Here is a 17818-nt window from a genome sequence, read left to right on the forward strand (position 1 = left end):
CGCGATCGCGCTGGCGCCGTACATGGCGCCGCGCTGGCGCCGTACATGGCGCCGGAGCAGACAGCTGGGCTGCGGCGCCGAGGACGACCGCGGCGGGGTCCGCACCTCCCGGCGGACCGGAGGGGGCGGTTTATGTGAGGATGGGCTGCTCAATGAAAACAGCGTGGTCTCCCGGGTGCGGTGCGGTGGCCGTCTCCTTTAGCTCGGATCCCCGGGATTGGGCGTGGGTCGGCTTGGCCCTGCTCGTGCTCGTCGGCATGGGCGCCGCTCTCGTCCTCGGCTTCCGACGTCGTCGCTGACGCGGTCGGCCGGCTGTACCCCGCAGGAGGCGCCGCTCGCTTGAGGCGGCGTCAGGCGGAGGAGCGGCGGCGAGGTCGAGGTGGACGCCGGCGAGTTCGGGATGTCCGGCTGGCCGGGGATGGATCCGGCGCCCCGATGTCCACCTGGTCGGGGGCGGAGTGGCCGCGCAGGTCGAGGTCCATGTCAGGCGCTGGTGGCTGCCGTTGCTCGCATCGGCTTATCGACGAGATGCTGGCGACGTTCAGATCCAACTATCCGCGGCTCGGTGCTAGGGTGACGAAATAAAGGCGATAACTCGCTCCGAAGTGCTCGACGTCGTTTACCGCTTCTACCCGCGGGGCGTGCAGAATTTCGCACGCATCCACGTACCTCCCGACGAGCCCTTCTACGACGACACGGAGGAGCACCGCCGCCTGGTGGAAGCCGCAAGCCGCGGGCGAGCGGAGTACCCAACGTGGAAAGCGATGATCCGCCGCCTGGGGAGTCGATACGGCCTTCAAAACGAGTCGCTCCACCTGCTGTCCGGTGGGGCCGACCCGGCGTACTCGGCCCGCATCTGGCTCACCGACCAAACGGCGCTCAGCTTCCACGTGTCCTTGCTCGGGCCGTACTACGGGATCCACCTGCCCGGCATCCCAGACGAGGAGCCGGTGGCGCGCGACATCGCTCGGGAGATCGAGGCCACGTACCCCGGCTACCGACGGATCCCACCGGAGTTCGGGAACGAGGTGGTACCGGATGTGGCGATGGACGGGGCGTCGATGGGCAAGGCGACGATCAACATGTGCCTCTTCTCGGTCGCATGGACTTTCGTGGCTCCGGTGTAGCCCTTCCCTGGCGTCCGCCGCCGACCCGGCCGAGCTTGTGCCGCGCCGCTCGGCAGGGAGATCGAGACGAGCTTGGCGGCTTCGCCCCGCGGCGGCACGGGCGCGGAGGTCGAGGTGCACATCGGCGAGCTCGGGGTTATGGCCGTCCAGCTGGTCGAGCTCGGCCACATCGCCGCCGAGCGCGGAGCGGACGCGAGCGGTCATGCGGGCGGCCCTATTCGGGAAACCTAAGCGTCTCGTGCGCCTTGCCGCTCTCTCCCGTCGTCGTGCTGCCATCGTGGTTCCAGCTGGTGCCGCCCTCGCCCGGCCGTCCGGTCTCGATGGTGACGCCCTCGAGCGTGAGCTGGTCCTCGTCGAGGTAGGCGACGCCGATCGAGTCGCCGCCGCGCCCCGGGCCGCCGTAGCCGCCGGGCCCTCCCTCGCCGCCATGGCCGCCGTAACAGGCGGTGTACTCATCCTCCAGCTTTCCGCCCGCTGCGCCTCTGCCGCCTCGTCCGCCGCGCTGGGGTTCCCCGCCGTCGCCGCCATGGCCGCCGAAGTTCGTCGTGATCTTGGTGTCGCGCACGGTCACCCGGGCGTGAAGCGCGATGACGCCGATGGACGGCTGACCGTTTCCTCCCCCGCGGCCACCTCGGCCACCGCAACCGCCGGCCCCTCCCGAGCCTCCTCCTGGGCCTCCCCTGGAGGCCACGCCGCACAGGGTGATCCCACCCCAGCGACCGCCGCCGCCGCCGCCGCCCTGGCCCGGCGTGCCCCAGGTCCCTTCGCCCCCCGTGTCGCCCTCCCATCCTGTCTCGGTGAGGCGCCCGATGCCCTCGCCGGGCGCGCCCTGCGTCCCCGAGGCCCCCGGGCCCCCGTCGGATCCGATGTCGCAACTGCGGTTGTCCTGCTCCCCGATACCACCGCGTGCGGGCGGCAAGAGGTCGGCGGGCTCGCCGTCGCCTCCATCCTCGCCGCTGTCCGGCCGCCCGTCCCCTCCCTTGCCCCCGGTGCTCGTGACCCCGTTCTCGCACTGGTTCACGACCGCAGGGCCGCCAGCCACGACGGCCGCCGAGCACGCGGCCCCGCCGACCATGCCATCTGGTCCGTCGGGTTGAATGGTCGGCCAGTTCTCGCCAGTCCTGCCAGCATCGCCTCCGCTGGCGGAGATCTCGCTCCGCAAGATCTCCACCTCCGTGCTCGACTGAGCGAGCACGCCGACCGGGCCCCACGAGCGGACGTAGAGATCGGCGAGCGTCGACACCCCGTCCGCGGCCCCCCTGTCGTCGGGGCCCGCGGGCTCGACGATCACCTGCGGGCCGAAGACCCGCCGGGGAGAAAACTGGGTCCGCGGGAGCAGGGGATCGCGCTCCCACTTCCGGCAGTGGAAGCCCCCGCGGAGATCCACGCCGGAGGGCGCCCTGATCTGATCCACGATAAATCCCTCATTGCAGAGGAACACGCGCCCTCGTCCAGCGCGCGCGAGCTCGACGACGCGCGCGACGGTGTACACCGGCTTCGCCTTCGTACCGGGGTTCCTGTCGTCGCCGCCACCGACGTTTCCAGCGAGGAACACGCCATCCGTCGTCGAGGATATCGGCGGCGACGTGCTCGACGCAGACCAACTCCGGAAGCTACCTGACCCAATGGATCGCCAACGCCGGGCTGAGGGACCTCGTGGAGCGCGAGCGCCGCTACCGGGCTGCATGCGAAGCGCGCCGGCGCAAGGTGCCGTGAACGCAGGAAGACTCCTTCCCGCTCGCGTACGTTCGCGCTGCGTAGCGCGACCTGCGCAGGCCGGTGGCGCGGCACTGGTCGCGCTCCCTCCATCGCCGGTTCCGCTCTCAATAGAGCAAACTCCTCGGCAGCGCGGCACTGCCGGCTAGCGGAGGCCTTCGCCTCGCACGACAAGCCGGGCTCGGCTAACCAGAAGATCCCTGCTTCGCGTGTGCCCTGCGCGGCCTCCCGACCGTCGCCTCCGGCAGAGTGGCGCGACGCATCAGAGCACCGGGCGCGACACCGAGCGCGTCAGCTAGGCGGACGAGAATGACGACCCCAAGGTTCGTCTTTCCCCTCTCGACACGCTGCAGGAAGCCGGTGCTGATACCCGTCGCTTTGGCGAGTGCCTCCTGGCTCAGACCGGACCGTACACGAAGCCGATGCACGTTCGCCCCGATGTACTCGAGCACCGCATCCGCATGATCGCCCTCCATACCTGCGGCGTCCCCTCCGCGTCCTGCGAAAACGCAACCTTTAGGTTATGTTCCCTTGACTGCCTTGGTTCGCGGCGCATAAGCTGCGGGCAGCGCAACAAGTGCAGCCCGCGGGCGCGCCAACGCCCCGGGCTGCGTGGCCGAACCCCGCTTGCACGAGGTCCGACATGGAAACAGTACGTCCACGCCCTGAACCGGGCCAAGAGATCGATCCGTCCTCCCGCCGCCGCCCCCGTCCCGCTGCTTCCAGCCGGCTCGCCGGTCCGCCCAGAGGCCGGCACCAGCCATCTCACCCCGCCGTCTACCTCGAAGCCACCGCGCTCCTCGAACAGCGTCCGCTCATCCGCAGCACCCTCCGCGCCCGCGGCGTTCTCCCCGCCGATCTCGACGATGCCACGCAGGACACCGTCCTCGGCGCTTGGCGCAGCATGCGCGCCGGCCGCTTCCGCCCGCCCCCGGCTCTTGCTCCCGCCGACGCCCTCCGCACCTGGCTCGCCGGAGTCGCCTCGCGACAGGCTTCGCACTACCGTGACAAGGCCTACCGCCGACACGAAACGGCCCCGCTCGATCTTCAGCGTCTCTCCACGTTCGCTGCCTCCTCTCCGGAGGATCGCCTCGTCGCGCGCGGTTTGCTTCGTGCCTTCAACCGCCTCCGCCCTGAGCTTCGCGAGGTCCTGGCGCTCACCGCCACCGGCCTGACGATGCACGAGGTCGCCGAATCCCTCGCAATCCCAAGGCCGACAGTGGCCACGCGGCTCCGTCTGGCGCGGCGCCTGTTCGCCCGCTCCCTCGCTCGCTACCGGAGGTGGTCGCGATGAGCCGCGCCGTGCAGAGCGCCTGCGTGAAGGCGCTCGCGGATCTCCTCCCAGCCCTCGACCCGCCGCGGCTCGCCTCCGCCAAGGGGGCGTCATGAGCGACGCGGCCGAGAGCCCCCCTGCCGCCCCGCTCGTCGACGTGCCCACCGCCCCGGAGGCCACGCTCGTCGACCTGGTGCTCGGCGTGCCCGGTGCGGCGTCGCGCGTGCTCGGCATGCACGGCCTGCTGGAGCTCGGGCGCCTGACGCCCTACGCGGTCGCGCAGCGGACCGAACTCGCACCCGAACACGCGCTGCGGCTGCTCGCCGCCCTCGAACTCGGGCGGCGCGTGCACGCCGCGCGCACGCGCCGCCCGAGGCGCCTGCGCACGCCGCGCGAGATCGCCCGCTTCTTCGAACCCATGCTCGCCCACCTCGTGCACGAGGAGCTCTGGATGGCTGCGCTTGACGTCCACCACGGCGTGCGCGGCGTCCGCATGCTCTCGCGTGGCGGACTCATCGGCACCGTGGTCCAGCAGACCGATGTGCTGCGCGCCGCGCTCGAGATGGCCGCCACCTCGTTCGTGCTCTGCCACAATCATCCGAGCGGCGATCCCAAGCCCACCGACGAGGACGTGTTCCTGACCAACGCCGTGGAGCACGCCGCGCACCTGCTCGGCGTACCTCTCGCCGATCACGTCATCGTCACACCCGCCGGGCGATTCTCCTCGCTGTTCCGCCGCTGAGACCGGTCCGGTCCTGCCCCCGAAGCTGCGCGACACCAGCCCACCTCGGCGATCGCTGCCATCGAGGACAAATCCTCGTCCATGGGGGCGAGCGTCGCCGGGGGCGACGGCGCCGCCCTGCTGCGAGGCCGGCGGATGGCGGACCGGATCGCCCGTGCCCCTGGCTGGTGGAGAGACCTGAGCAAGCACGAGCTGGAGAAGCTCCGGCTCAACGCGGGCGCCCGATCTCTGCCGGCCAAGTCTTGCATCTCGGCGAGCCAGCAGCAACACTTCGAGACCGTGTCCGAGGCCGAGCTTCGTGCGCTCCAGCTCTTCGTCAGTTACGCACCCGAGGACCAGGAGCTGAAAGATGAGTTACTCAAGCACCTCTCCGTTTTGCAGCGCGTCAGCGTCATAGCCGATGTGTCCGGCAACCTCCCGATGAGGCGGCCCGCGCCATGTCAACTATGCGCGGCGCCTCCGGCGGCGCGTCGGCCGCGCCCCCGGCCCCCCGGAAAAACAGCGACTGCCGCCGGCGTTAGACGCATCTACCCTATGGCGCTGGACGGCGTTCGGGCCTTGCGGCACAGAGCCGGTCCGTGAGACTTTCCGTGGGGGGAGGTTACAGAAGGCGACGATCTAGACAGACCTGGTCCGGCGGCTTCGGTGGACCAATGGACTGATAGTTCTGTGGACCAGGGGACGAAGGCGACGACCTGCAAGGCGGCACCATGAAAGACCAGTCTCATGGCTGAAGAACGACGCAAGGGTGACCGTGTTGGTCCCTGGAGACTCGAGCGTTACCTCGGCAGGGGCGGAAACGCTGAGGTCTGGGAAGCCATACACGACCACGGTTCGCGAGCAGCGCTCAAGATGCTCAGCCAACAGTTTTGGAAACCAGGAAGCCAGCGATACAAGCGATTCTGTGACGAGATCACAGCCCTTCAACAACTGCGTTCCCGACCGGGGGTCTTGGCGCTCATAGATGCCTGTGCGCCGGAGCATCCTTCGCACGACTCACCACCGTGGCTCGCAACAGTGCTGGCGATCGAGGTTACAAAGTACATCAGAAAAAACGACGCTTCTCTCGCCGACGTTGTGGATGCCATCGCGACGTTTGCCGAAACACTAGCATCGTTGCATGCAGACTCGTACTTTCACCGCGACATAAAGCCAGCCAACCTCTACAACCATGCCGGCGCGTGGGTCATCGGCGACTTCGGTCTCGTTGACTTCCCGGAAAAGACGGCCGAGACAGTCCACGGCGAGAAACTGGGTGCGGAGAACTACATCGCACCCGAGATGCTACTGGGCAAACCCGGCGTCAGTGGCGCGAGCGTGGACGTATACGCTCTAGCCAAAACCCTTTGGGTACTCGCTGCAGGGCAAACTTACCCACCGCCCGGCCTTCAGCGTGTCGAAGATCGCGGCCTAGTATTAGACGCGTACATATCACACCCACGTGCGTACCTTCTTGATCGGCTTATTGAGCACGCAACGAGCCCGAACGCTTCTGACCGACCGAGCATGGCCCAGATGGGCGCCGAGCTTCGCGCCTGGCTGGCCGCCCCTGTGTCTGTCAGACTCCCATCGGATCTCTCAAGTCTTGCATCACGACTCGCCGCCTTGCACGAGCCGGCCAGAAGAGCAGACGAACTTCAGAAGGCTCGGTTGGAACGCGCCAAGGAGGCATACCAGACTTTGGAATGGCGGCTTCGCCCGCTCGTTAAGCAACTCTCGGAAGTGGTTCCATTTCCCGTCGAGTTCGGCGCCGGTGGGCTCATACGCAACATGGCTCGTCAGAGTTTGGCAGGCAAAGAAGACGAGTGGAACACCGGCATTGAAGCCGTCGTTAGGAGCCCTGGCGACGTACCGGTGACGCTTTGGTCCGGAGCAGCTCTCTTTCTCATGGCTGATGGCAACCTGTGCATCGCCGCCGGTCATGCGGTGTCGGCACATCCAGCGCGCGGACCAATCACGATAACATGGATGGACTTACGCACTGCAAAGGTTGGCTCAGCCGAACAAGAGCAAGCCATTGGTCACCTGGTGAACGATCTCGCCGAACACTGTTGCGAGGCAGTGGAAGGCTTTTTGTCGGTCCTTGCCTCGAAGTTGTAGGACGAGTCATGAGCACCATGCCCAGTATTTATCAGCCGAGCGGCTACGGGCCACACCTCGGTACAATGCGCACTGTAAGACCAAATCGCGCGCTACGATTGCGATGGATAATGAACTTTGAATTATCGTTAACAAGCCCCTGCGCAGCGCATGGGCGTACGGCAAAATCCAGCGTTGGGCCGGCGGATTGCGCAATCGAGCAGGTTCGACATCCCTGAGGTGTTGCGAGATGGTACTCATGAAGCGAACACGGATGGCAACCAGTTGTCGCAGCTAGGCACACATCTCCGCTGTCACATGTTGACAAGCCACCACCCGCCGAACCGTAAGTACTCGTCCCATAGTCCGTATAACTGAGAATGATAGCCGGCAACCTCCGCAATCTAGTCACCGCCGTCACTCGGCATTTCCGGAAGCAGCCCGCCGTCCCTGATCGAACGCGCCTGGCATCGCTCTTCGAGACTGCTTTCCTGGCAAGCATGATCACAGATGAAGGGCGGAAAGTCACTTGTAGTGTATCCGTATTCGACGCCGAGCAAACGACCAATGACGTGCCACAAGTAGTTCGCACGGATCGGTGGTCTGTTGTACCGCTGGCGAACCCCGTCCCACTCACACCTGAGCACCTCGCCCGCTTCTCACAGGCAATTCCTCCCGATGCCGGTGCGATCGCCGTACGTCCCACCACGAATGAAGGTTGGATCATCTGGGCCGTCATCGATCAAGAGCACCTTGTTCATGGATTTCGGCATCACAAGGAGGACAAGTTCTATCCGCGTGCCGGCAGATTTCAGATTGAAGTCGTCGGACCTGGATGTATCTCCGTTTATCACGATACTGCCTTGCTCGCAAGGCTTCAGCGGGACTCGCTTGCGACCGATTTTCAAGATGTATTCCACGACGGTCCGATCGCCGAGGCCCTCGGCAAGCTCGCCGACGCGCATCTTTCCAGGGTGGTACAAGCTATTCGCCGATGGCAAAGCCCAAGTGACCGACTAGACGGCAATGGCGTTTACGGACCCATAGAGATCCCAGAATTACCGTTTAAGCTATGGCTTGATCGCGCTAGAGAGAGATGGCTCGAAGCGCTGTCCGGAGTCTTGCTTCAGATTAGACAACTCCGGCACGGAGGCGCTCTCCTGCTTCTGCCCAAATCCACCCTCTCGGACTTGAAGTTCAAGCATGCAATCGACTATTGCCGCATGGACCAGGCGCTGGTTGAGCGGTGCGCCAGCGACGTAATGGCGTGGGCGTTCCGGCACTTTGGACTGGACACCAACGATGAAGAACGGTTGCATGTGATGCTCCTCGATCTTCAGCAAGCAGAGCGTCGCAATGCAGACGCTGTCAGAGCGCAGGCAGGCACTATGCAGTTCATCGCCTCACTCACGGGTGTCGATGGCCTTGTGGTCGCTGTGCGTGGACTGAGCATTCGCGGCTTTGGTGTGGAGATTGTGACGAAACGAGATCCGGACTTTGCGTTCCTGGCTCTAAATCCATGCGGCACAGCTGGCGAGCGAATCGACCCGACCCGATGGGGAACGAGACATCGATCGATGATGCGCTACTGCGCCCGTCATAAGGGGAGTGTCGGATTTGTGGTTTCTCAGGATGGAGATGTTAGAGCCATGATGCGGGTCGCAGACCGCCTTCTCGTCTGGCCCAATGTTGCACTTGAACGCAGCGCAATGCAGCCACTTGAGGTTCCGTGTCCTCATTGCTCAAGCGTCGGTGACCTATTTCCTATTCGTCCTATTGGTGATGACGATGACGGCGCTTGACTTTGCCAGAGTCGAACCAGATCGCCCCATCGTAAGGGCGACCCAACCCTGCATGGTGCTGACGGCCGAGCTTGCATGCGCTTTGCGCCCGCGGCGCTCGCCCGCAGCACATGGCGGCGCTAGACACACGACAAGAAGGAACCCATGACGGAGGACTCCAACAAGCACTTCTTGATCACTGTGGCGGCGGACTCGGGCGGGTTTCTTAGATGGCAGTGCCCAGGTTGTGGCCAGGATTTCAAGCTCAAGGGCGAGGTGAGCGAGCAGCAAGACGCGCTCGCTTGGTGGCTCCAGCAGTCTCTCCGCGATGCCGAGATTGCCTCGGCAGGCCAGGATCCTCCCTCAACGGACAGCAAAAGCACCTGTTGCCCCTACTGCGCCAAGCTCGGACCACGACAGGATTTCGTCCATCCTGAAACCGTCTCCTACATCCGCCGTATTGCGAGGCGTGAAATCATAGAGCCAGCGCTCTTCCGAATGTTTCGCAATTTTGGTTCCGGCCTCCGTTCGAACAGCTTCCTCAAGATCACGGTCTCAGGCCCATCCGTCCGCAGCCCTCGACCGATTTCCGGGCCGGAACCTGATGATTTGGTTCCCATATTGTGCTTGCAATGTAGAGGCACATTCAAAGTAGACGATGGGTGGCGTGGTACTGTGCATTGTCCGAACTGCCACACAGAACTTCTGCCCCAGTGAACTGAGTGAGGAGTTTCATGCCTACCAGAAAAGACTTGGTCGATGCCCTTTCCGACTTCAAAGGGGCACGGGACGCTCTCATCCATGCTGATGATGACGACTTTCTTCACCACCTCCGGCTGTTCGTCAAGCAACTCGACCGCAATCCACTTTGTCAGGAAGCCCTCGCCAACCTCCCTTCCTTTGATGTAAACGCGTGGTTAGACGCGCAAACCCGCGGTCGCGAGCACCGACGTGTCGTTCTCGACGCGCTCAATCTGCCGGACAACAAGGATGAACAGCTGACTATTTACCTGGACTTCGTGCGCTCTTTCGCCTCCGACGAACGAAACCAAATGCGCGCGGAAAACTTTGGTGCGCTGTTTGGGAAGCACAAGCGTTCCGACGCGCTAGGTGTGGTCCAGTCGTTAGTAATTCGCCCTCTCGCTGAAGAACTTTCCCGCCGAATCCGTGAGGCCGCCGCAATGACGAATCCAGATATGAGGGACTTGGCTGGTGTGCCGCTGCCCCGGATACCTTCCGAGAGCGAGCTTGGAGTATTTCTGAGCCACAAATGGGTCAACAAAGAACGTATTCGTCGATATCACCGAGTCCTGGAAGATCTCGGCTATAGACCGTGGCTGGACGAGGAAGAGGTTGTAGCCGGTGACGTGCTCCACAGGGCCCTTGAAACTGGTATGGAGAAGTCCTGCGCCGCGGTGTTCTTTGTGACGCCCGATTTTCGCGACGATCGTTGGATTGGCCAAGAGGTCGATTTGGCGATGAACCGCAAGGTCGAGCGCGCCGAGAAGTTTCAGATCATTACTCTAGTCTTTGATGGCGCTGAGGTTCCTAAGACCTTAAGGAGGTCTGTATTCATATCGGTAGAAAATGACCTGGATGGCCTGCGTGCCATCATTCGGGCGCTGCCGATCGAGTTGGGCCCTGCGCGATGGAAGGAGCGCGTAGTTGCCGACAAGAAGAGTTCCTAACCGAGCAGTTGATATAGAACGCGAACCCGCGCATCCTTGGGTGCATCATGTCCGAATCGGCCGACCCTTCCGTTCCAGCGCCCCATGCGGGCTTCGCCCTGCTCGTTAATGTCGAGGAGATCACTGCCCCGCTCCCGTACGACATCGCTGAGGGGTTCACACTTGTCCGAGCGGACAACATGCAGATCCAAGAACTTCGACGCGACCTTGAGCCATTCGTCCCACACTGGGGCGTAACCCCGTATCCAACTCCGTACGAATTTAAACGGGTGCCGCGGGAGGACGGCGGATGGAGCTTCGTGGCGCGAGAGCTGGAGGATTTCCGGTATTTTGTAGTCAACTTCACCGGGATGGGCAACGAAATTCACGAAATCGGCTTGGCAGGATCGCTTCTCCCGGGAGAGGCTGAGGTCGAATTCGCGCTCAACTATGTTGCGTATGCGGCCATCGGATTCACGAAAGACATGCTACTTCCCAATGCGCGCGTACGAAGCCCGGTTACGAGTCCTCTGGATCTTCATCGATTTTTCTTGACCCTTTCGAACACGGGAGGGGCACCATCTCAGGGACTTAGTCGGCTCTCGGCGGATGACCTTGCGCAGTTTTCGCGCCTGTACAAGCAGATTCAGACGCACGATGAGAGTGTGATCGCGCTGAAGCCGAAGCTGTATGAGCTTCATGTCTTGCGCTCGATTGATCCGCGCTCTCGCCTTGGCTTGGTGGGGTACATGACTATCATCGAGTCTTTGCTCACGCATAAGCCCGACCCCAAGGACATCCACGAGTCCCTAACGAAGCAGGTCGTGAGCAAGATGGGCCTCCTTGAGCACCGGATTTCGGGAGGTTTCGGCTATCAGAAGTGGTTTCCTGGAAAACTCGGTGGGAATCAGATCTGGAGGAAGCTCTACGGCATCCGGAGTGCCATCGCTCACGGGGACAAGCCCGAGTACAAAATGGGCGAGATCCCGGACTATCAGACGGCACTTAAGTTCCTGAGAGAGGTGGTCAAGACACTGATCCGTCAGTCTCTTGCCGAACCGCAACTCATCCGTGACCTGCACGACTGCTAGTGTGCAGTAGCGGCCACCGCGTTGCGTTACCGCGGCGGTGTCACCGAAGAAGCCGCTGCACCCGGCTGGGTGCAGCGGCTCGCTCCGCTCGCCACGGCGCCCCGCAGGTGAGCTGCTGTTAGCGTACCACGCCGACGCGGCTCGTCCTCTTAGGAGCTTCGCATCTGTCCTATCTGGGCGCCTCGTCAATGCGGCCTGCTACCGTCGGCGCGGCCTTGCCCTCCCCGCCGGTGCTGGCGCTAGACCGAGCAGCCGACCAATTGCCTCGTGAACGACCCGAGACGCAAGGTGGTCCCCGAGGGCGACGGCGCAGCTGAGGGCATTGGCGAGCGCTGCGAACACGACCGCGCGGGGCGGTGGAGGCGATGGGTCGGCCGCCGCGAGTTCCTCGGGCCCCGGGCTCGCTGGTTGGGCCCGCGTTGGGTCCACGCCTTCCGAGCGGGTGCGATCCGTCATCATGCGCCTCCCAGATCCCGAAGGGTCCGACGGCTCGCGACGTAACGGGAGGAATCGCTCGCGCCCGCACGGTGCGTTCCGATCTCAATGCCGAGTAGCTCGCGCCCTTCCAGCACCTCGACCTCGCGCGCTTCCGCGCCGCGTAGGGCACGCGTAGGTCATACGCCGACGTACCGCTGTTGTGCGGCGAATACGGGATTGCGTGGATTTTTGAAGCTTCGCCGCGGCAAACTCGGGCTACGGCTTTTTTACCCTCGTGCTCGACTCGAGCAGCGCCTCGATCGTGAAGTCGGACGTAAACGCCACCACGGCGACACCGATCCAATCCTTTGGGGAGCCGAACCACGAATCCTTGTAGAGGAGCCACGCGAATACGCCGGATAAACCGGCCGTGATGAGGCCGATCCAAAGGCGATCCCGCACGAGCTGGCGGGCCGATTTCACGAACAAGACGTCGAGCGGGACCGACACCGGCGGTGTGAGCGCGAAGGTCTGCGCGCCCGCGACGACCACCGGCGCCGCCACGGCCACGGTCATGGGCTCGAGCGCGGCGCCGCCTCCGTCGTCGGAGACATTCGTTCCACCCATCCCAGCAACCCCCTTGCTCGAGTCGGGGGCGGTGACCGCATCCAGGTAGCGACCCTCCTTCCAAGCCGTCTCCGCGTCATCGGAGGTCGCCCCGCCACCCTGTTGTTTGATCACCGTCCCCACGGCCTCGTGGATGTCATCGAACACGCCCGTGAGCACCTCCAGCGCGCCGGCCGTGTCGCTGCGATCCCCCGGCAGGCGAGCCGCGGCCTCCTGCACCTGCTTCCTCGCGTCGTCGTCGTCGATCGCCTTCGCCAAGGCGCCGGCGACCTCCGCGACCCTCGCCCGCGCCCGGCCGACGACCTCCTCGGCGATCGTGTGCGCGGCGTGGACGGCGGCTAGGAGATCCTTCGTCGCAGCGCGTGGGTCCGCGCAGCACACGGCGGCAGCATCGAGCGCGGCTCGAAGCCTGGCGATGTCCTCCTTCCTCTCCAGGCGGATTGTGTGGGGGACGGGCCCCTGGCCGGGGTCGAAGCGCGTGACGGCGACCCGGATGCGCTCGATCCAGGCCATCGCCTTCTTGGGCAAGGCGGCGAGCGCGCCCTGGACCTCTCCCAGACCGGCCTCGCCGCCGGCCATGTCGTCCGCGAGGAACGCGCTCCGCGCCGTCGAGAGCGCGAGCTTGGCCGCTGAGAGATCAACGCCTGACGGCAGGCTCCACGCGACGTCCACGTCGGCCTGCCGGGCCGCGATCGCGGTGAGGTGCTCGGTCCGGCGTTGCACGCGGGCGGCCGCGGCCTTCGCTAAACGCGCGTCGGCGCTCTCGATCGCCGCACGGACGGCCGCGACGTCGCCGTCACGAAGGGCGTGCTCCAGCGCATCGAGGCCCTCGCGAAGGGTCACCTGGTCGTCACTCGTGTTCCGCTTGAGCTCAGCGCGAAGCCGCCCCACGACGCCTCCGGCTTGGACCTCGAGCCGGTGGCGCTCCTCGCGCTGGCGGAGGACGACGCGGTAGAGCCACCCGAGGAGCCCCGCCCCCCAGAAGACAGGGAGGATCCAGACGTGGTGATAGCGCGCGCGGAGCTCGTAATCGACGACCATCGCCTCGCGGAGTTGGGGCGATCGGATCTCTATTTTCCCGCGCGACGTGCCTGCCGGGAACGATCCCTCCGACGTAAAGGTCGCCTGCTGCGACGCGTCGGGGTCGATGTTCGCCGGCGGCGTCACGACCAACCGGGCCACGATCGGCTGATCGCCGGACGTCGCGGCGCCGACTTGCTCGGCCTCGATCGGCCCGAGCGCCGTCTTTCCCGTCGTCTCGCGGAGCGAGACGCTGCTGGGGCGGAGAGGCTCGTCCGAGCGAAAGACGGAGAGGTCCTGCTCAAAGACCAGCGGGCCGATCGGTCGCAGCGCCCCTACGTCGGCAAGGACGCGGACGACCAGGATCTCGCGCGCGGGGGCGGCCTGTGCCTGGCGGACGAGCAGCTCCACCGCGACGTCGTAGGTCGCAGGGCGGAGCGCGCGCACCACCTCGAGTGTGAGAACGGGCCCCGCGCCCTGCTCCACGGCGATCTTCGGGACGAATGCCGACAGGAGCCCTGGATCGTCGGCGCCGAAGGTCGTGACCGAGGCGACCTGCGGCCAGATCGCGTCCGGCGCGACGCCGCTCTGGAGCACCAAAGGGATCCGCAGCTTGGCGTCGCTCCGCAGCACCTGCGTCGTGCCACGGGCGGATTCGATTAGCGGCCCCTCGGCTCGCTGCGGCGCCACGGGGGAAGCGCCTTCGCTCTTCGGCGCGCCCGACGGCTCGCCGGCCTGACCGAAAAGTGAACCTGCCCACACCGCGAGCGCCGCCGCCGCCGCGCCCGCAACGAACACCCTTCGCAAATTACCCTCCACCGAGCCGCCCGCGCTTCGTGCCGCGGCTTCGCTCCGACAGCTCGGTCGAGTATAGTCCTCGGCAGCACGCCCTGAAAGGAAACGGTGTTGTTGGAGCTCCGTGCAGTCTGTCGCATCGTGGTGGACCTCGGCGCAGGGCGCGAGCCGCGGCGCGGCACCGGGTTCCTCATCTCGGCGACCGACGTGCTCACGGCGGCCCACGTCGTCCACGATCCGAACGACGCGGTCAGAAAGGTCAGCGGCAAGGTCAGCGTCCGCTTCGCGCGGCTCGCCGTGGCCGACAGCGCGTTCCCGACGAAGGGCGAGGTCCTCTGCTTCAACCCAAAGGATGACTGGGCGCTCGTCCGGCTCGACGATCCGCCGCCCCTCACGCCCTTCCAGGCCCGCCCGCTCGTACCCGCCTACCACCCGAGGTGGACCACGTTCGGCTTCTCGAAGGACGCCGAAGACGCAGGGCAGTCGTACGGCGGCGCCGTGCGGACGTTCTACGGCGACCGGATCCAGCTCTTAGTCGACGAAGCGACCGCAGAAGGGGGGATCCACGCGGCGGGGCTCTCGGGCAGCCCGGTCCTCGTGGACGGGTACGTCGTGGGCCTCGTAGCCTCGATGCCGGAAAGCGACAACCAGGGCATCCCACGCGGAGCGACGCTCCGCGCGGTCCCCATGACGCTCGTGGCGAAAAAGCTCTTCGAGGAGCGCGGGCAGGTGTTCACCTTTCCGACCGAGGATCCGCCATTCTTCACGGCCGTCGCCGACTGGATCAAGGCGGCCGAGGCGACCCTGCCCAGCGTCGCCTCCACGCTGGGCATCCCGTCGCCGCACGGAACGCTTCCCGTCGAGCTGGCGAAGCAGGTCGCGAAGGAGATGATGCGGCAGGGCATCACGCCGACGACTGAGGCGCTCAAGCCGCTCGCGGTCTCCGTGGAGGAGAGGTACGCGAAGAACATCCTTCAGATGTCCGCGAGCATGTGGCTCGATGTCCAGGCGCTCAAGGTGCTCTGGCAGCTCATCTCCGATGGTACGCGCGAGAAGCTCGTGATCCTCCTGAACGCCACGAGCCACCAGATCGGGGACTGGTACGGGCTGCGGGCTAAGTGCCTCGAGCGGCTCTTCCCCGGCGCGCGGTCATCCTTCGTCGTCCTCACGGACGGCACGGGGCTGCACGCGCAGGTCGAGGCCACCCTCGGCTCCAACAAGGTCTGGAACTGCGCGCTGTCGCAGGTCCGCGAGCGGAGCACCTCACACAACTACGCGAAGCATCCGATCGTATTGATCGTGCCTCACCCGCCACCCGATCCAGAGGAGATCGCCGCGCTGCACAAGCACTATCCCAAGGTGCGCTTCCTCCTCCTCGTGGGGTCGACGCTTACCGAGAGCGTGAAGCTCGATTATCCAGGCGTCCCGATCGTGGAGCCGAAAATCCCTGAAGACGCCGAGATCACCATCATGACGGAGTATCAGAGCGGGCTCGACGAGCTCGAATGGGCCTACAGCGAGGTCACCTAATGACGACAGCCGACGCAGGTACGCAGTACCGACCGCTCTTCGATCCAACAGCGCTCGCCCAGGGGAAGGTCCGCCCCGAGCGCCACGTGCCGTACGTGTATGAGCCGGGCCTCACGCTTGCAGTGAACGTCGCGATGGCCGCGAACCGGCCGCTCCTCCTGCGTGGAGCGCCCGGGTCCGGCAAGTCGACGCTGGCCGCGGACGTGGCCTGGCGGCTCGGGTGGCGCTTCGATCCGGTCGCGGTGACGTCGAAGACGCAGGCGCAGACGCTGGGGTGGCGCTTCGACGCCGTCCGCCGCCTCGCCGACGCTTACAACGACGCGCTGCGGTCGCAGGCGCAAGACGCGGCGAAGTACGTCGAGCCGGGCGTCCTCTGGCGCGCGTTCGACCCGGATCTGGCGCGGACGTACGGCGCGGCGATCGCCCCCGACGATCCCCGGAGCGTCGTCGTGCTGCTCGACGAGATCGACAAGGCGGACCCCGACGTGCCGAACGATCTCTTGATGGTCCTCGACCAGCGGTGGTTCCGCGTGTCCGACCTGCCTGATCGGGTCGTGAAACAGCAGGAGGGCGTCCAGATCCTGATGATCATCACGACGAACGGCGAGCGCGAGCTGACGCCGGCCTTCCTGCGTCGCTGCGTCGCCTACGACATCCCCGAGATGACCGACGATCGACTGAAGGCGATCGCGATGGCGCACTTCCCCAACGTGGACCAGGATCTTCTTCGCGAGGTGGTGAAGCTCCTCGGCGAGCTCGTGGCGCGCGCGTGCTTGCGGAGGCTACGCAAGCCGAGTGCGGCCGAGCTGGTCGACGCGCTGCAGGCTTGCAAATCGCTGAAGATCGAGGGCACGGCGTCGGGCGCGTGGAAGGCGGTGGCCGAGACGGCGATGTGGAAGCACAAGGCGCCCGAGGAGACGCCGGGGAGCTCGTCAGGCTGATGCCGCTCGGCGATCTCCTCCGAGCGATCGCGGCCCTCGAGCCGCAAGACGGCGAGACGCGGGCGCGCATCGCCGAGCTCCTGGGCATCCCCGCGGCGCCTGCCGCGCCGGCGCTCGCCGCGCCGGCGCTCGCCGCTCCGGAGGCGCCGTCGGCGGACGAGGGCGCCGCGAAGCCGCCGGGGGTGCGCCCCGTCGTTCGCTCGGACGCGAAGCGCTCGGTCGAGACCCGGCCGGAGCCGAGCCGGGATCGCCTCGACGTGGAGATCATCGCCGTGGCGCCACCGCGTCCGCCGTCGGGCACGCTCGTCGGGAGGCCGATCGCGTCGCCGCTCGAGCCGGGGCGGGCTGCGGCTCTCTACCTGCCGCCGCTCTTTCGGCCCGAGTGGATCCGCGCGCTCATCGCGACGGCGGTCGCGCGCCCGGAGGCCCAGGGGCCGATCGACATCGAGCGCGTGGTCGATCATGTCGCTCGGCTGCGGCCGATGACGGCGCTCTTCCGCCGCCGGACGCCGACCGTCGCGCGCGGCGTGCAGGTGCTCGTCGACGTGAGCGATGGAATGGCGCCGTTTGGGCGCGACGCCCGCGAAATGACCGAGGCCGTGCGGCTCGTCGTGGGCCTCGACGGGACCGACGTCTGCTATTTCGAGGGATCGCCGCTCCTCGTGGCTGACGAGTCGGCGCCCACCGAGCTCCGCGACTACCGGCCGCCGCGCGAGGGGGCCACGGTGCTCGCGATGAGCGATCTCGGGATCGCGCCGGCACTGTCGACGGACACCGACGTCACCGGCGCGTGGCTCGAGCTTGCCGATGTGCTCCTGAGGAACCGCTCGGCGCTGGTCGTGCTCGTGCCGTACCCGGAGCAGCGATGGCCGGCCGCTCTCGCCAAGAGGCTGACGCTCCTGCCGTGGGATCGGCCGACGGGCGTGGCGAGGGTCCGGCGCGCGATCGCCGCGGGGTCCTCGTGACGACGCCCGGGAGGCCGGCGAAGGCGCCGCACCCGCAGCGGCGAGGC

General features: G+C 66.0%; 13 protein-coding genes. 10 read left to right on the forward strand and 3 right to left on the reverse strand.

Annotated features, from left to right (window positions below; translation table 11 throughout):
- The first annotated feature begins 605 nt into the window (after positions 1-605).
- Complete coding sequence (locus tag WME85_RS37665) at positions 606-1127, forward strand: hypothetical protein (RefSeq protein ID WP_437827901.1); 522 nt, start codon at positions 606-608, stop codon at positions 1125-1127.
- A 214-nt stretch (positions 1128-1341) separates the two neighbouring features.
- On the opposite strand, the gene WME85_RS37670 is transcribed toward WME85_RS37665, so the two are convergent.
- Together WME85_RS37670 and WME85_RS37675 are read right to left on the reverse strand one after the other, a co-directional pair.
- Positions 1342-2682, reverse strand: a complete 1341-nt coding sequence (locus WME85_RS37670; protein WP_437827902.1) for a hypothetical protein — start codon at positions 2680-2682, stop codon at positions 1342-1344.
- A gap of 346 nt (positions 2683-3028) precedes the next feature.
- Positions 3029-3319: a helix-turn-helix domain-containing protein gene (locus WME85_RS37675; protein ID WP_437827903.1), complete on the reverse strand. Its 291-nt coding sequence runs from the start codon at positions 3317-3319 to the stop codon at positions 3029-3031.
- Positions 3320-3486: 167 nt separating this feature from the next.
- Here WME85_RS37675 and WME85_RS37680 point away from each other — a divergent pair, with 167 nt between their 5' ends.
- From WME85_RS37680 to WME85_RS37705, 6 genes are all read left to right on the forward strand, one after another.
- Positions 3487-4137, forward strand: coding sequence for an RNA polymerase sigma factor (locus WME85_RS37680; protein ID WP_437827904.1), 651 nt, complete (start codon positions 3487-3489; stop codon positions 4135-4137).
- Positions 4138-4228: 91 nt separating this feature from the next.
- On the forward strand, positions 4229-4858 hold the full coding sequence (locus WME85_RS37685) for a JAB domain-containing protein (protein WP_437827905.1): 630 nt from the start codon (positions 4229-4231) through the stop codon (positions 4856-4858).
- 726 nt (positions 4859-5584) lie between these two features.
- Positions 5585-6958, forward strand: a complete 1374-nt coding sequence (locus WME85_RS37690) for a protein kinase domain-containing protein (protein WP_437827906.1) — start codon at positions 5585-5587, stop codon at positions 6956-6958.
- Between the two features lie 359 nt (positions 6959-7317).
- Entirely contained in the window at positions 7318-8739 is a 1422-nt protein-coding gene (locus WME85_RS37695; RefSeq protein WP_437827907.1) for a putative sensor domain DACNV-containing protein, read from the forward strand.
- A gap of 713 nt (positions 8740-9452) precedes the next feature.
- On the forward strand, positions 9453-10406 hold the full coding sequence (locus WME85_RS37700) for a toll/interleukin-1 receptor domain-containing protein (RefSeq protein ID WP_437827908.1): 954 nt from the start codon (positions 9453-9455) through the stop codon (positions 10404-10406).
- Between the two features lie 47 nt (positions 10407-10453).
- Positions 10454-11476, forward strand: a complete 1023-nt coding sequence (locus tag WME85_RS37705) for a hypothetical protein (protein WP_437827909.1) — start codon at positions 10454-10456, stop codon at positions 11474-11476.
- Between the two features lie 693 nt (positions 11477-12169).
- Here WME85_RS37705 and WME85_RS37710 read toward each other — a convergent pair.
- The gene (locus WME85_RS37710) at positions 12170-14347 is read right to left on the reverse strand and encodes a hypothetical protein (protein ID WP_437827910.1); all 2178 of its coding nucleotides are present in this window, start codon (positions 14345-14347) and stop codon (positions 12170-12172) included.
- A gap of 99 nt (positions 14348-14446) precedes the next feature.
- Between WME85_RS37710 and WME85_RS37715 the strand changes: the two genes are divergently transcribed.
- Genes WME85_RS37715 through WME85_RS37725 form a run of 3 tightly spaced genes read left to right on the forward strand, consistent with a single transcriptional unit; the run spans position 14447 to position 17771 of the window.
- Positions 14447-15865 carry a trypsin-like serine peptidase gene (locus WME85_RS37715; RefSeq protein ID WP_437827911.1) on the forward strand — a complete coding sequence of 473 codons (1419 nt, stop codon included), beginning with the start codon at positions 14447-14449 and terminating at the stop codon, positions 15863-15865.
- Positions 15865-16806, forward strand: coding sequence for an AAA family ATPase (locus tag WME85_RS37720; protein WP_437827912.1), 942 nt, complete (start codon positions 15865-15867; stop codon positions 16804-16806). The genes WME85_RS37715 and WME85_RS37720 overlap by 1 nt, the downstream gene beginning before the upstream one ends.
- Positions 16758-17771: a hypothetical protein gene (locus WME85_RS37725; protein ID WP_437827913.1), complete on the forward strand. Its 1014-nt coding sequence runs from the start codon at positions 16758-16760 to the stop codon at positions 17769-17771. Before WME85_RS37720 ends, WME85_RS37725 begins: the two co-directional genes overlap by 49 nt.
- The last annotated feature ends 47 nt before the right edge of the window (positions 17772-17818 follow it).

The organism is Sorangium sp. So ce1153 (assembly GCF_051521595.1).
GTDB lineage: Bacteria > Myxococcota_A > Polyangia > Polyangiales > Polyangiaceae > Sorangium.

Coding starts and splice junctions, on each gene's coding strand:
- WME85_RS37700 (WP_437827908.1), top strand. CDS start 9,453: ATGCCTACCAGAAAAGACTTGGTCGATGCCCTTTCCGACTTCAAAGGG.
- WME85_RS37705 (WP_437827909.1), top strand. CDS start 10,454: ATGTCCGAATCGGCCGACCCTTCCGTTCCAGCGCCCCATGCGGGCTTC.
- WME85_RS37695 (WP_437827907.1), top strand. CDS start 7,318: ATGATAGCCGGCAACCTCCGCAATCTAGTCACCGCCGTCACTCGGCAT.
- WME85_RS37685 (WP_437827905.1), top strand. CDS start 4,229: ATGAGCGACGCGGCCGAGAGCCCCCCTGCCGCCCCGCTCGTCGACGTG.
- WME85_RS37675 (WP_437827903.1), bottom strand. CDS start 3,319: ATGGAGGGCGATCATGCGGATGCGGTGCTCGAGTACATCGGGGCGAAC.
- WME85_RS37720 (WP_437827912.1), top strand. CDS start 15,865: ATGACGACAGCCGACGCAGGTACGCAGTACCGACCGCTCTTCGATCCA.
- WME85_RS37690 (WP_437827906.1), top strand. CDS start 5,585: ATGGCTGAAGAACGACGCAAGGGTGACCGTGTTGGTCCCTGGAGACTC.
- WME85_RS37680 (WP_437827904.1), top strand. CDS start 3,487: ATGGAAACAGTACGTCCACGCCCTGAACCGGGCCAAGAGATCGATCCG.